11 protein-coding genes and 2 tRNA genes are annotated in these 13065 nt (G+C 67.6%); 5 read left to right on the plus strand and 8 right to left on the minus strand.

The features are described from left to right. The first annotated feature begins 4 nt into the window (after positions 1 to 4). Positions 5 to 1483: an NAD(P)H-hydrate dehydratase gene (locus AB4Z46_RS06045; protein ID WP_442282579.1), complete on the plus strand. Its 1479-nt coding sequence runs from the start codon at positions 5 to 7 to the stop codon at positions 1481 to 1483. 6 nt (positions 1484 to 1489) lie between these two features. Here AB4Z46_RS06045 and AB4Z46_RS06050 read toward each other — a convergent pair whose 3' ends face one another. Continuing rightward, positions 1490 to 2248, minus strand: coding sequence for an SDR family oxidoreductase (locus AB4Z46_RS06050; RefSeq protein WP_442282580.1), 759 nt, complete (start codon positions 2246 to 2248; stop codon positions 1490 to 1492). Between the two features lie 25 nt (positions 2249 to 2273). Further along, positions 2274 to 4562 (minus strand): ribonuclease R, encoded by a 2289-nt coding sequence (rnr, locus tag AB4Z46_RS06055; protein ID WP_442282581.1) that lies wholly within the window; start codon positions 4560 to 4562, stop codon positions 2274 to 2276. Between the two features lie 90 nt (positions 4563 to 4652). Here rnr and AB4Z46_RS06060 point away from each other — a divergent pair. The 3 genes from AB4Z46_RS06060 to AB4Z46_RS06070 all read left to right on the plus strand — a co-directional run bounded on the left by AB4Z46_RS06060 (position 4653) and on the right by AB4Z46_RS06070 (position 5914). Beyond that, positions 4653 to 4737: transfer RNA gene (locus tag AB4Z46_RS06060), tRNA-Leu, on the plus strand. 516 nt (positions 4738 to 5253) lie between these two features. Next, entirely contained in the window at positions 5254 to 5505 is a 252-nt protein-coding gene (locus AB4Z46_RS06065) for a hypothetical protein (RefSeq protein ID WP_442282582.1), read from the plus strand. After that, positions 5471 to 5914: a DUF1090 family protein gene (locus tag AB4Z46_RS06070; protein ID WP_442282583.1), complete on the plus strand. Its 444-nt coding sequence runs from the start codon at positions 5471 to 5473 to the stop codon at positions 5912 to 5914. The genes AB4Z46_RS06065 and AB4Z46_RS06070 overlap by 35 nt, the downstream gene beginning before the upstream one ends. Before the next feature lie 41 nt (positions 5915 to 5955). On the opposite strand, the gene rimO is transcribed toward AB4Z46_RS06070, so the two are convergent. From rimO to AB4Z46_RS06085, 3 genes are all read right to left on the minus strand, one after another. After that, positions 5956 to 7362, minus strand: a complete 1407-nt coding sequence (rimO, locus tag AB4Z46_RS06075; protein ID WP_442282584.1) for a 30S ribosomal protein S12 methylthiotransferase RimO — start codon at positions 7360 to 7362, stop codon at positions 5956 to 5958. A 38-nt stretch (positions 7363 to 7400) separates the two neighbouring features. Further along, a complete protein-coding gene (gene phaR / locus AB4Z46_RS06080; RefSeq protein WP_442282585.1) occupies positions 7401 to 7961 on the minus strand; it encodes a polyhydroxyalkanoate synthesis repressor PhaR in 561 nt (186 codons plus the stop codon). Between the two features lie 132 nt (positions 7962 to 8093). Further along, entirely contained in the window at positions 8094 to 8462 is a 369-nt protein-coding gene (locus AB4Z46_RS06085) for a hypothetical protein (protein ID WP_442282586.1), read from the minus strand. A 195-nt stretch (positions 8463 to 8657) separates the two neighbouring features. Here AB4Z46_RS06085 and gdhA point away from each other — a divergent pair, with 195 nt between their 5' ends. Continuing rightward, complete coding sequence (gene gdhA / locus AB4Z46_RS06090; protein WP_442282587.1) at positions 8658 to 10001, plus strand: NADP-specific glutamate dehydrogenase; 1344 nt, start codon at positions 8658 to 8660, stop codon at positions 9999 to 10001. 73 nt (positions 10002 to 10074) lie between these two features. On the opposite strand, the gene AB4Z46_RS06095 is transcribed toward gdhA, so the two are convergent. The 3 genes from AB4Z46_RS06095 to AB4Z46_RS06105 all read right to left on the minus strand — a co-directional run bounded on the left by AB4Z46_RS06095 (position 10075) and on the right by AB4Z46_RS06105 (position 12955). Then, complete coding sequence (locus AB4Z46_RS06095; protein WP_442282588.1) at positions 10075 to 10398, minus strand: cell envelope biogenesis protein TolA; 324 nt, start codon at positions 10396 to 10398, stop codon at positions 10075 to 10077. 290 nt (positions 10399 to 10688) lie between these two features. Further along, positions 10689 to 10765: transfer RNA gene (locus tag AB4Z46_RS06100), tRNA-Val, on the minus strand. A gap of 48 nt (positions 10766 to 10813) precedes the next feature. Then, a complete protein-coding gene (locus AB4Z46_RS06105) occupies positions 10814 to 12955 on the minus strand; it encodes a RelA/SpoT family protein (RefSeq protein WP_442282817.1) in 2142 nt (713 codons plus the stop codon). Between the last annotated feature and the right edge of the window lie 110 nt (positions 12956 to 13065).

A 13065-nucleotide genomic window follows, 5' to 3' on the forward strand; every position in this document is an offset into this window, starting at 1 on the left:
CGCCATGCAACGCGTCACCACCGCCACCGCCGCAGATCTGTTCGACGTCGCGGCGACGCGGCGGATCGAACGGGCCGCCGCGTCCGCGCTGCCACCGCACACGCTGATGCAGCGCGCCGGTCTCGCGGTCGCCCGTCTCGCGATGGCCGTCGCGCCGCAGGCGCGCACGGTCTGGATCGCCTGCGGACCCGGCAACAACGGCGGCGACGGCTTCGAAGCGGCGGCGCAGTTGCAGCAGCGCGGCTTCAGGCCGGTCGTCACGTGCATCGGCGATGAGGGCCGCCTGCCGGCCGACGCACGCGCGTCGCTGACGCGTGCGCGCGACGCCGGCGTGTGCTTCGAGGACGCGCCACCGGCGCAGTTCGATCTGGCGATCGACGCCCTGCTGGGCATCGGCGCTACGCGAGTGCCCGAAGGGCGGATGCTCGAATGGCTGCGGCACATGCACGCCGGCCTCGCGCCGCTGCTGAGCGTGGACACGCCCTCGGGCCTGAACCCCGACACGGGCACCTTGGCTCCGGATCTGCTGCCTGCGACGGCGGCTGCGTCGACGGCCCGCCGGCTCTGCCTGAGCCTGCTGACCCTCAAGCCCGGCCTCTTCACCGCACAAGGCCGCGATGCCGCCGGCGAAGTGTGGTTCGACGACCTGGGCATCGGCCCCGGCGCCGAATGGCCGGTGGCGCGCCTGCCCGGTGCGCCGGCTGCCCCGAGCCGACGGCAGTCCTCGCACAAGGGCAGCTACGGCGATGTCGCGGTGATCGGGGGCGCCCCCGGCATGGCGGGCGCCGCCCTGCTGGCCGCCTCCTCTGCCCTCGCCGCCGGCGCGGGACGCGTCTTCGTCGCCCCGCTGGATACCGGCGTCGCGCCGCTCGACCTGTTGCAGCCCGAGCTGATGTTTCGCCGCCCCGACACGCTGGACCTGGCCGCGATGACCGTGGTCTGCGGCTGCGGGGGCGGCACGGCCATCGCCGACATGCTGCCCCGCGTGCTGGCGCAAGCCGGTGCGCTGGTGCTCGATGCGGACGCGCTCAACGCCATCGCCTGCGACGCCGGCCTGCAGACGCTGCTGCTGGCGCGCCGGCATGCAGGCCGCGCGACGGTGCTGACGCCGCATCCCCTCGAAGCGGCCCGGCTGCTGACGACGACCACCCACGAGGTGCAGGCCGACCGGCTGGGCTCGGCCGCGCGGCTCGCGGCGCGCTTCGGCGCGGTGGCGATCCTCAAGGGCTCGGGCTCGGTCATTGCCGCCGTGGGCGAGCTGACGGTGATCAACCCCAGCGGCAACGCGCGACTGGCCACCGCCGGTACCGGCGACGTGCTCGCCGGCATGGTCGGCGCCGCCCTGGCCGCCGGCCGGCCGGCGCAGGCGGCCGCCTGCGAGGCGGTCTGGACGCATGGCGATCGGGCCGACCGCTGGCCGGCCGGCGTCCCGCTCACCGCAGGTGCGCTGGCGCGCGGCAGCCTGCCCTCGGCCGCCGGCTGAAGAAAGCTAGCCCCGCCCGACGAAGGGCATCTTGGTGGCCATGATCGTGTGGAACAGCACGTTGGCTTCCAGCGGCAGGTTGGCCATGTAGAGCACCGACTGGCCGACGATGGCCACATCGATCACCGGCTCGATCGCGATCTCCCCACTGGCTTGCGGAACGCCCTGGGTCATCCGCGCGGCGAGTTCGGTCATCGCATTGCCGACATCGACCTGGCCGACCGCAATGTCGTACTTGCGGCCGTCCAGCGAAGCGGTCTTGGTCAGCCCCTTCACCGCATGCTTGGTCGCGGTGTAGGCGATCGAGTTCGGCCGCGGCGTGGTGGCCGAGATCGACCCGTTGTTGATGATGCGGCCGCCGCGCGGCGACTGCGCCTTCATGGTGCGGAAGGCCTGCTGGATGCAATAGAACATGCCGGTCAGGTTGATGTCGACCACGCCCTTCCACTGCTCGGGCGTCCAGTCCTCGAACGGGCCCGGGGGGTTGCCCACACCGGCGTTGTTGAACAGCAGATCGACCCGGCCGAAACGCTCGACCGCGGCCGCGAACAGCGCCTTCACCGATTCCGGGTCGGCCACGTCGGTGGGCACCGCGAGTGCCCGCGCCTCGGCGCCCGACTCCTTGGCGACCTGCGCCAGCGGCTCCTGCCGACGGCCCGCGAGCACCACGCGCCAGCCATCGGCCAGCAAGGCCAGGGCGGCCGCCCGGCCGATGCCGCTGCCGGCGCCCGTGACGACCGCGATGCGGCTTGTCTTCTCATTCATTCCTGTGTCCCTCTTTTCAATCTTCTCAACGGCGCGGCTTGCGCCCCTTCATCTTGTTGGCCGCCTTCTTGACGGCGGTCCTGAACGCCTGCATGGCGGATTGTGGCGCCGCGGCCGCAGCCGCCCTCTCGGGGCGCTCGGTGCGTTCGGAGCGATCCGGACGCGCCGGGCGCTCGACCGGCGCCTCGGCCTTGCTGCGCGAGCGCTTGGCCGAGGCCTTGGCGGGCACGCCGGCGGCGGTCGCGCCCTTGTCCTTCGTGGCCCGCGTCGACAGTTCCTCGCCTTCGCGCACCAGGCGGAAATCGATCTTCCGGCCGTCCAGGTCGACGCGGCTCACCTGCACCCGCACGCGGGTGCCGATCGCATAGCGGATGCCGGTGCGCTCGCCGCGCAGTTCCTGGCGATGCTCGTCGAACTTGAAGTACTCGCCGCCGAGTTCGGTGATGTGGACCAGGCCCTCGACGTACATCGCATCGAGCGTGACGAAGATGCCGAAGGTGGTCGCGGCCGTGACCACGCCGCCGTACTCCTCGCCCAGGTGCTCTCGCATGTACTTGCACTTGAGCCAGGCCTCGACGTCGCGGCTGGCCTCGTCGGCGCGCCGCTCATTGGCGCTGCAGTGCAGGCCCGCGGCCTCCCAGGCCAGCGTCTCCTTGCTTGGCGCGACGATCGCCTTCTGAGGCTTGCTCGTCGGCGCCTTGACGCGGGAGGCCAGCCGCTTCGCCAGCTTGGCGTGCGCCTCGCCGGGCGTCGGCAGCATCGGCAACTGGTACTTGGTCTTGCCGAGGATGGCCTTGATCACGCGGTGCACCAGCAGGTCCGGATAGCGCCGGATCGGGCTCGTGAAGTGCGTGTAGGCCTCGTAGGCGAGGCCGAAGTGGCCGCTGTTGATCGGCGTGTAGATCGCCTGCTGCATCGAGCGCAGCAGCATGGTGTGGATCTGCTGCGCATCCGGACGCTCCTTGGTCGCGTCGGCGATGGCCTGGAACTCGCCCGGCTTCGGGTCGTCGGTGATCGACAGCCCGACACCCATGGCCTTCAGGTAGCCGCGCAGGATCTCCTTCTTCTCGGGCGTCGGTCCTTCATGCACGCGGTAGAGACCGGGGTGCTTGCCTTCGGCGATGAAGTCGGCGCTGCAGACGTTGGCCGCGAGCATCGCTTCCTCGATCAGGCGATGCGCCTCGTTGCGCGTGCGCGGCACGATCTTCTCGATCCGGCCGGCGTCGTCGCAGATGATCTGCGTCTCGGTGGTCTCGAAGTCGACCGCCCCGCGCTTGCCGCGCTGCTTCAAGAGCGCGCGATAGACGTCGTGCAGGTTCAGCAGGTCCTTCACGCGCTCCTTGCGCTTCAGCGCCTCGGGGCCGCGCGTGTTGCCGAGGATCGCGGCCACCTCGGTGTAGGTGAAGCGCGCATGGCTCCACATCACCGCCGGGTAGAACTGGTAGGCGTAGATCTCGCCGTCGGCCGCCACCAGCATGTCGCACACCATGCACAGGCGCTCGACCTCGGGGTTGAGCGAGCACAGGCCGTTCGACAGCTTCTCGGGCAGCATCGGAATCACGCGGCGCGGGAAGTACACGCTGGTCGCGCGGTCGTAGGCATCGATGTCGATCGCCGAGCCGGTCTGCACATAGGCGCTGACGTCGGCGATCGCGACCAGCAGGCGCCAGCCCTTGCCGCGCCCGACCTTCGCGGGCTCGCAGTACACGGCGTCGTCGAAGTCGCGCGCGTCCTCGCCGTCGATCGTGACCAGAGGCACATCGGTGAGATCGACGCGGCCCTGCTTGTCGGTGGGGCGCACCTTGTCGGGAATCGCCTTCGCTTCGGCGATGCAGGCCTCGGAGAACTCGTGCGGCACGCCGTACTTGCGCACCGCGATCTCGATCTCCATGCCGGGGTCGTCGATCTCGCCGAGCACTTCCTTCACGCGGCCGACCGGCTGGCCGAACAGCGCGGGCGGCTCGGTGAGCTGCACCACCACCACCTGCCCGACCTTCGCTGTGCCGGTCGCGCCCTTCGGAATCAGGACATCCTGCCCGTAGCGCTTGTCCTCGGGTGCGACCAGCCAGACGCCGCCTTCATGCAGCAGGCGGCCGATGATCGGCTGCTCGGGTCGCTCGATGATCTCGACCACGCGGCCCTCGGGACGGCCGCGCCGATCCTGGCGCACGACACGCGCCTTGACGCGGTCCTTGTGCAGCACCGCGCGCATTTCGTTGGGGGGTAGATAGATGTCGGCTTCGCCGTCATCACGCAGTACGAAACCGTGTCCATCGCGGTGTCCTTGCACCGAACCTTCAATTTCATCCAGCAAGCCGCTGGGATGGCCAATATTTTTGATATGATCTCCTTCGTTCCTGAAATTCAAAACCTGCTGCAAGGATTCATTCCAAGCAGCATGTGGGCCCAGATGGCGGAATTGGTAGACGCACTAGTTTCAGGTACTAGCGAGTAACATCGTGGAGGTTCGAGTCCTCTTCTGGGCACCATAACTGATACAAGCAAACCCCGGCAGATCACTGATTTGCCGGGGTTTTTTGTTGCCTGCAAAACTTGCACTTCCTGCACTTGCACGGCCTCCATCGAGCCCTCGGGCGAATCCACGCGCCCTATTGTGCGCCTCCCCCACGACAGCATGYAGATTGCGCCCACCCACGCCATGGCCAGGGCCAATGCGAGAAATGCGCGCGTCGCGAAGATGCCTGCGCCTGCAACGCGGAGCCCGGCCCGGGCCGGCGGCAACGCGAACGGCGAACGGTTCGAGACGAAGCTCGACGCCGTTGCCGGCAAGGCGGATTCAGAGAGGTGGAACAGTTTGCGGCGAATGAAGTGGTGCAAKGACCCGCTGGCCGAAGGGCGCTTGGTCTAGCCGTTGACACAACAGCCAAGGGATCAGGCGCAGTCTAGCGCAGGATGGCGCTGCGCCGGAATGGCGGACGCTGCGCCAGGCGTGAACGCGATCGGCCTCGGGCAGAATCGCACGAGATCCCCAACCCTGCCTCCGGATGCCGCAACTCAAAGTCACTGTCGCCAATCTCACCGGCCATGCCCAGCTGGTCCATGTCTTCGACACGCTCACCGGCGGCACGCGCCCGGTGGAGGGAAGCCCGTTCGCGCTCGCGCATGGCGCCCGCTCGGCGGCCTTCGGCGTCAATGCGGATGCACGCGGGCGCGGCATCCTGGCCTACCGCTGCCAGAGCGGCATCCTCCGTTCCGGCATCGATGTGGCTGACGGCACCGGCGTCGATATCCGATAGGGCCTGGCCGCGCGCCCTCCGGCCGGTGCAGAATCGGCAGCCTCAATCCTTCTTCTGTCAGGGCAGTCTTCCCATGCGCTTGAAAATGGGCCTCTTGGCCATCGTTCTGCTTGCCTCCGCAAGCCCCTCATTCGCCCAGGCCGCGGAGCCGACGGATGCCGCCAGCTGCAAAGCCGAGGAGGCCTCGCTGGATCAGGACATCGCTCAGGCCCGCGCCCGGGGCCAGATGCTCAGGCGCCGCCAGCTCACCGACTCCCTGGCTGCGCTGCAGGCCCATTGCGAGGCCATGATGGCCGCCAAGGATCCGGCGACGCAGATCAAGCGGCAGGAGCAGGAAATCCAGCAGTTGCGCATCGAACTCGAACGCGCCGAGGCTCAACTGCGCAAGCTCAAGGCCGGAAAGTCCTGAACGTTTTCGCTGGCGGTCGCAGACCGACAGCGAGATGGCTGTCAGACGGGCAGCGCGATCAGGTCGTGCCCCTCGGCGCCGACGATGCGGGCCCGGGTGAACTCGCCCACCTTGAGCGTCTTGCTGATCTTCTCTGGCGGAAGCAGCCGCACGATGCCGTCGATCTCGGGCGCATCGGCGTAGGTCCGGCCGACGCCACCCTTGCGCCCCAGGCCCGGCGCCGAATCCACCAGCACCTGCATCGTGGCACCGATGCGCTGGCGCAGCTTGGCGATCGAGACCGCCTCCGCCACCTCCATGAAGCGCGCACGGCGGGCCTCGCGCTCGGCCTCGGGCAGCATGCCCAGGATGTCGTTCGCGGCGGCGCCCTGCACCGGGCTGTAGGCAAAGCAGCCGGCCCGGTCGATCCCGGCTTCCCGGATGAAGTCCAGCAGGTGCTCGAATTCTTCTTCGGTTTCGCCCGGGAAGCCGGCGATGAAGGTGCTGCGGATCACCAGCTCGGGACAGACCTCGCGCCAGCGTGCGATGCGCTCCAGATTCTTCTCGCCGCTGGCCGGACGCTTCATGCGCCGCAGCACATCCGGATGGCTGTGCTGCAGCGGCACGTCGAGGTACGGCAGCACCTGGCCGCTCGCCATCAGGGGAATGACCTCGTCGACGCTCGGGTAGGGGTAGACGTAGTGCAGGCGCACCCAGGCGCCGTAGGGCTCCGCGATCTCGCCCAGCGTGCGCACCAGTTCGAGCATGCGCGTCTTGACCGGCTTGCCGTCCCAGAAGCCGGTGCGGTACTTGACGTCGACGCCGTAGGCCGAGGTGTCCTGGCTGATCACCAGCAGCTCCCTGACGCCGCCTTCGAACAGCGCCTTGGCCTCCGACAGCACGTCGCCGACCGGCCGCGACACGAGGTCGCCGCGCATCGATGGAATGATGCAGAAGGTGCAGCGGTGGTTGCAGCCCTCGCTGATCTTCAGGTAGGCGTAGTGGCGCGGCGTGAGCTTGAGCCCGGCGATGCCGAATGCCTGCGGCACCAGGTCGATGAAGGGGTCGTGCGGCTTCGGCAGGTTGGCGTGCACCGCGTCCATCACCTCCTGCGTCGCATGCGGTCCGGTGACCGCCAGCACGCTCGGGTGCATCTGGCGCACCAGGTTGCCGCCCTGCTCCCCGGTCTTCGCGCCCAGGCAGCCGGTGACGATCACGCGGCCGTTCTCGGCCAAGGCTTCGCCGATCGTGTCGAGGCTCTCCTTGACGGCATCGTCGATGAAGCCGCAGGTGTTGACGATCACCAGGTCGGCGCCCTCGAAGGTCTTGGAGGTCTGGTAACCCTCGGCACTCAATTGCGTCAGGATCAGCTCGGAATCGGTCAGGGCCTTGGGGCAGCCCAGGCTCACGAAGCCGACTTTGGGGGCCGCAGGCGCGGCAATTCGTTCAGGGGAGGCAACTTCGCTCATATCCCCTATTGTCCCAGCTATCGGCCGCCGGGGCCGAATCAGGGTCGCTTGAGCCCGAAAGCGCCCAGAACCTGCTCGGTGTTCTTCTGCATCTGCTCCTGCATCTGGAGGAAGACGTTCTTCGACTGCTCGACGTAGTTGCCCATCAGGCCCTGCAGCATCGGCGACTGCATCGCCATGAACCTGGACCACATCTCGGGCGTCAGGCCTTCGGCCTTCTCGCTCAGTTGCGCCTGCACTTCGGACATCGCCTGGATGTTTTTCTCGAGGTAGGGGCCCATGTAGCTTTGCATCGTCTGGCCATAGAAACGGATGATGCTGGCCAGCACCTGCTCGGTGAACATCGGCGCCCCGCCGGCCTCTTCCTCGAGGATGACCTGCAGCAGGATGCTGCGCGTCAGGTCGTCGCCGCTCTTGGCATCGCGCACCACGAACGAGGCCTTGTCCATCACCAGCCGCTTGACCTCGGCGAGCGTGATGTAGCTGGACGTTTCCGTGTCGTAGAGCCTTCGGTTCGGATACTTCTTGATCACCCGCTGGACCGGCTTGGCGCCGGACTTCTTGCTCTGCACTAGGAACTCCTTCAGGTTGAGCGCCATGGCGCGCGAGCAATTCTAGGGAGCGGCTTTGCTGCACCGCGCCAAGGTTTACCCTGACCGGGGAGTCAGTGAATGCCCGCGGCCCTCAGGCCGGCGCCGGGCCGCCTCAAGACGGTCCGCGGCGGGAGCTGGTCAATCGAGCGTGGTCGCGTATTCCGCGCCGCAGACCTTGCAGCCGCCGGACTCGGGGCGATCGCTGGTCGCGTCGCGGTACTGCAGCGGACTCTTGATGCCGTTGAAGACCCAGCAGCGCGGGCAATGCTCCTGCCCCGCCAGCGGCAGGTAGGCGCGGGCCCGCTGCTCGGCCCGCTCGCGCGTGACGGGCATGCCCTGGCGCACCGTGCGGGCGACATCTTCGGCTGCCATGGTGCCGGCGCGGCCATTGGCGCGGTCGTTGAGCCCGTAGACCACCCGCGCGAATTCGAGCGGCGCCTGGCGCACCAGTGCTGCAATGCGGAGCTCTTCGAGCGAAGAATCGAACTCGGCCACGGGCGTGTTCATCGGTGGGTCGGATACTGCGGAGGTGACGGACAATCAAGTTACCACAACTGAAGTCGGCCTTGCAGTCGCCGAATGCCATAGGCCCTCTCGGCACCCGACCCCGCTGTGGGGCATTTCCCTCGTTCAGACGGACGCATCGTTCACACTTCGCCGTCTCTTTCCCTCCACCAGGCCGTGACCGGACTACGCCAAAAGATGAAATACAAGTCACTCGAAGATTTCCTGAACCGCGCGCAAGCGCGCAATCCCGCCCAGCCCGAGTATCTGCAGGCCATCGCCGAAGTGATGAAAAGCTTGTGGCCGCACATCGACAAGCACCCCGGCTACGCCGAGCATGGCTTGCTGGACCGGTTGATCGAACCCGAGCGGATCGTCATCTTCAGGGTCTCGTGGGTCGACGACAGCGGCCAGGTCCAGGTCCATCGAGGCTACCGCGTCCAGCACAGTTCGGCGATCGGTCCGTACAAGGGCGGGCTGCGGTTTCACCCGTCGGTCAATCTCTCGATCCTGAAGTTCCTCGCCTTCGAGCAAACCCTGAAGAACGCCCTGACGACCCTGCCCATGGGCGGCGGCAAGGGCGGCTCCGACTTCGACCCCAAGGGCCGCAGTCCGGGCGAGATCATGCGTTTCTGCCAGGCCTTCGTGACCGAACTGTTCCGCCACATCGGGGCCGACCGGGACGTTCCGGCCGGGGACATCGGCGTCGGCGCCCGGGAGATCGGGTTCATGGCAGGCATGGTGAAGAAGCTCAGCAACGGCGCCGACTGCGTCTTCACCGGCAAGGGCCTGAGCTACGGCGGTTCGCTGATGCGCCCGGAAGCCACGGGCTACGGCACGGTGTACTTCGCCGAAGAGATGCTGCGGCAGAAGGGCCTCGGCTTCGAGGGCCTGCGCGTCAGCGTTTCCGGCTCCGGCAATGTGGCCCAGTACGCGGTGGAAAAGGCCATGGCATTGGGCGCCAAGGTGGTGACCGTCTCCGACTCGAGCGGCACCGTCTTCGACGAAGCCGGATTCACGCCGGCAAAACTGGCGCAGCTGATGGAGGTGAAGAACCACCTGTACGGGCGCGTCGGCGACTACGCCGAACAGGTGGGCGCCCAGTTCCTCCCGGGACGCAGCCCCTGGCACGTGCCGGTCGACGTGGCGCTGCCCTGCGCAACGCAGAACGAACTGGACAAGGACGACGCCGCCACGCTCGTGAAGAACGGCGTGCTCTGCGTCGCGGAGGGCGCGAACATGCCATCCACGATGGCCGCCATCGAGACGTTCGAACACAGCGGCGTCCTCTTCGCGCCCGGCAAGGCCAGCAATGCCGGCGGCGTGGCGACCTCCGGCCTGGAGATGAGCCAGAACGCCATGCGCATTTCCTGGCCGCGCGAGGAGGTCGATGCGCGGCTGCGCTCGATCATGCGCAACATCCACGAGGACTGCATGCGCCACGGCCGCCGGGAGGACGGCACGGTCAGCTACGTCGATGGCGCCAACGTCGCCGGCTTCGTCAAGGTGGCGGACGCGATGCTGGCACAGGGCGTGGTCTGAGTCCGGCGCACTTCATCGTGCGCACGGGCGCCTCTTCCTAGATCGCGCCCCGGGCGGGGCTCGAGTTGCCTGCCTACTTGGCGCCCGGCATGTCAGGCGTGCCGCCCTGCTTGGACGGCTTCCGCGTCGGATGGCGGGCATCGCGGGTATCGACGCGCGCCTCGCCCGCTGCTGCCGCCTTGCCGGTGCCGATCGCATCGTTCTGGGCCGACATCGCCGTGTCGCCGCCTTGCGTCTTCAACTTGCCCTGCGGCCGTGCATCGACCCTGGCCTGAGCTTTGTCCTGCTGCTTGCTGTTGGTGATCACCTGCTCCTGGGACGTCGTGCCCGGAGGGTTCTGGGCATAGGCACCGGCAGCGAAGAGGCCGGCGATCGTGATGGCGACTATCTTGCTCATGGCAGTTCCTTGGTGGAGATTGATGGAAGGGGCGAGCCGATTCAACGCGCAATGGCGCGACCCGTTGACGCAGAGCAAGCCCGACGGCCATGGCCAGGCAACTCAGGGGAGGACGTCGAGAAGGGGCTCGAGCCGATGAAGTCCGCCTCGGCGGCCAACGGCAGACGTTGGCGTCGGCGTGCAAGACACCGTGATGTCGAGGAAGAAAAAGATTCCGTCCGCTGGGGACCGGAATCTCCCATCAATCTCCCGCAGGGCCTGAAAGCTGGTCACTTTCAGAGGGAGAAATTTGGTAGGCGCGATTGGACTCGAACCAACGACCCCCACCATGTCAAGGTGGTGCTCTAACCAGCTGAGCTACGCGCCTGAGGTTGTATTCGAGAGGCCGAAGTATAGCAGGCTATTTGGGCGCTTTTCAGCGGCGTCGTGCAGAACGCACACCGGCCACCGCGGCGACCACGCCGAGCACCTGCTTGAGCCGCGTGACGTCGGCGATCTCGATCGTGAAAGTCATCCATGCGGTGCCCTTCACCGATTGAGTCTGCACGCCGATCACGTTCATCTTCTCGCGCGCGAGCACGTCCGAGATGTCGCGCAGCAGGCCCTGCCTGTCGGCGGCCTCCACCGCGATGTCGACGGCGTAGACGGAACCCGCATCGCCCTTCGGCGCACCCCACTCCACATCGATCACGCGCTCGCCGTTCTGTGCCGCCATCGTGCGGAAGTTGCTGCAGTCCGAGCGGTGCACGCTGACACCATGGCCCTTGGTCACGAAGCCGCGGATGGTGTCCGGCGGCGCCGGCTTGCAGCACTTGGCGAGCTGCGTCATGAGCGACGAGACGCCGACCACCAGCACGCCGCCGCGGCCCGCCTGCTCGCTGCCGCGCGACTTCTTGATGATGACGCCGTCGTCCGGCCCCGGCGCGGGCTCCGGCGGGCGCAGCAGCATCTCGATGTTGCGCAGCGAGAACTCGTCCTTGCCCACCACCTCGAACAGGTTGTCGGCCGACTTGAACCCCAGCTGCGAGGCGAGGTCGTCGAGCTTCAGCGCGGTCTTGCCTTCGCGCTGCAGCAGCTTCTCGACCGCCTCGCGGCCGCGCGCCACCGTCTCGTGCGTGATCTGCGCGTTGAACCAGGCGCGCACCTTGGCGCGCGCCCGATGGCTGGCCAGATAACCCAGATCGGCGTTCAGCCAGTCGCGCGACGGGCCACCCTCCTTGGCAGCGATGATCTCGACCGTCTGGCCGTTCTGCAGAGGCGTGTTGAGCGGCACCATCGCACCGTCGACGCGCGCGCCGCGGCAGCGATGGCCGAGGCTGGTGTGCACCGTGTAGGCGAAGTCGACCGCGGTCGCGCCCTGCGGCAGCTCGACGATCGCGGCGTCGGGCGTGAGCACGTAGATGCGGTCGTCGAACAGGCCCTGGCCGCGCTGGCCGCCCGAGAGGTCCCGCTCCCAGGCCAGCAGCTGCCGCAGCACCGCGATCTTGGCGTCGTATTCGCCGCTGGCCCAGACACCCGCATAACCCTTGTGGCCGGCCTCCTTGTAGGCCCAGTGGGCAGCCACGCCGTGCTCGGCATGGTCGTGCATCTGCTCGGTGCGGATCTGGATCTCGATCGGCTTGCCGACATGACCGTCGACCACGTCGCGCACCACCGTGTGCAGCGACTGGTAGCCGTTGGGCTTCGGGCGCGCGATGTAGTCGTCGAACTCCTCGTCGATCGGCTGGAAGTGCGAGTGCACCCAGGCCAGCGCCGCATAGCAGTCCTTGACATCGGCCACCACGACGCGCAGCGCCATGATGTCGAACACCTGCGCGAAGTCGAGCGACTTGCCGCGCATCTTCTTGACGATGCTGTAGATGTTCTTCGGCCGCCCCTGCACCTTGGCCTGGATGCCCTCGGCGGCCAGGTCGCGCTCGAGGCGGACACGCAACTGCTCGACATAGCCTTCGCGCTCGATGCGCTTCTCGTCGAGCAGGCGCGCGATCAGCTTGTAGGTCTCGGGTTCGAGGAATCGGAAGGACAGATCTTCGATTTCCCACTTGACCTGCCAGATGCCCAGCCGGTTCGCCAGCGGCGCGAACACCTGCAGCGATTCGCGCGCCACGTTCTCGGGCAGCGGCTGCTTGCTGGCCGCTGCGTATCGCAGGGTCTGCAGCCGCGAAGCCAGCCTCAGCATCACTACGCGCAGGTCGCGCGAGAACGCCAGCAGCATCTTACGCACGTTCTCGGTCTGGGTGCCGGCACTGTCGGCCAAGTGGGCGTTGGCGGTGGCCGTGCGGGCCTGCTTCTGCACGTGCACGAGCTTGGTGGTCTCGACCGCGAGCGCCGCGAAGTTGTCGCCGAACACCTTGGCGATCACCTCCTGCGGACGGTTCAGGTGCTGGCACGAATAGACCAGGTAGCTGGCGGCCTGCATGGCCTCGGAGCCGCCCATCGCACGAACGATCGCCGCCACCGCATCGGCGTGCGCGAGCGTGTTCTCGCCGGTGTCCAGCGTTTCATCGGCAATCAGGGGCTCGGCGAAGGCGCGGGCGCGGGCCAGCATGTTCTCCATCACTGGCGTGCGCTCGGCGGTCGCCGCGGACAACGGATAGTCGACCACCAGCGAGTCGGACGGCGCGGGCACGTGGAGGTTGGATTGTTCGCGCTTCACGGGTTCGACCA

It is taken from the genome of Variovorax sp. M-6, from assembly GCF_052114385.1.
Taxonomy (GTDB): domain Bacteria; phylum Pseudomonadota; class Gammaproteobacteria; order Burkholderiales; family Burkholderiaceae_C; genus Variovorax.

What these genes read in the sequence shown, in the direction of transcription:
- AB4Z46_RS06045 (WP_442282579.1), top strand. Translation starts at nt 5, where the DNA reads ATGCAACGCGTCACCACCGCCACCGCCGCAGATCTGTTCGACGTCGCG.
- AB4Z46_RS06105 (WP_442282817.1), bottom strand. Translation starts at nt 12,955, where the DNA reads ATGGAGAACATGCTGGCCCGCGCCCGCGCCTTCGCCGAGCCCCTGATT.
- rimO (WP_442282584.1), bottom strand. Translation starts at nt 7,362, where the DNA reads ATGAGCGAAGTTGCCTCCCCTGAACGAATTGCCGCGCCTGCGGCCCCC.
- AB4Z46_RS06085 (WP_442282586.1), bottom strand. Translation starts at nt 8,462, where the DNA reads ATGAACACGCCCGTGGCCGAGTTCGATTCTTCGCTCGAAGAGCTCCGC.
- AB4Z46_RS06065 (WP_442282582.1), top strand. Translation starts at nt 5,254, where the DNA reads ATGCCGCAACTCAAAGTCACTGTCGCCAATCTCACCGGCCATGCCCAG.
- phaR (WP_442282585.1), bottom strand. Translation starts at nt 7,961, where the DNA reads ATGGCGCTCAACCTGAAGGAGTTCCTAGTGCAGAGCAAGAAGTCCGGC.
- AB4Z46_RS06050 (WP_442282580.1), bottom strand. Translation starts at nt 2,248, where the DNA reads ATGAATGAGAAGACAAGCCGCATCGCGGTCGTCACGGGCGCCGGCAGC.
- AB4Z46_RS06070 (WP_442282583.1), top strand. Translation starts at nt 5,471, where the DNA reads ATGTGGCTGACGGCACCGGCGTCGATATCCGATAGGGCCTGGCCGCGC.
- AB4Z46_RS06095 (WP_442282588.1), bottom strand. Translation starts at nt 10,398, where the DNA reads ATGAGCAAGATAGTCGCCATCACGATCGCCGGCCTCTTCGCTGCCGGT.
- gdhA (WP_442282587.1), top strand. Translation starts at nt 8,658, where the DNA reads ATGAAATACAAGTCACTCGAAGATTTCCTGAACCGCGCGCAAGCGCGC.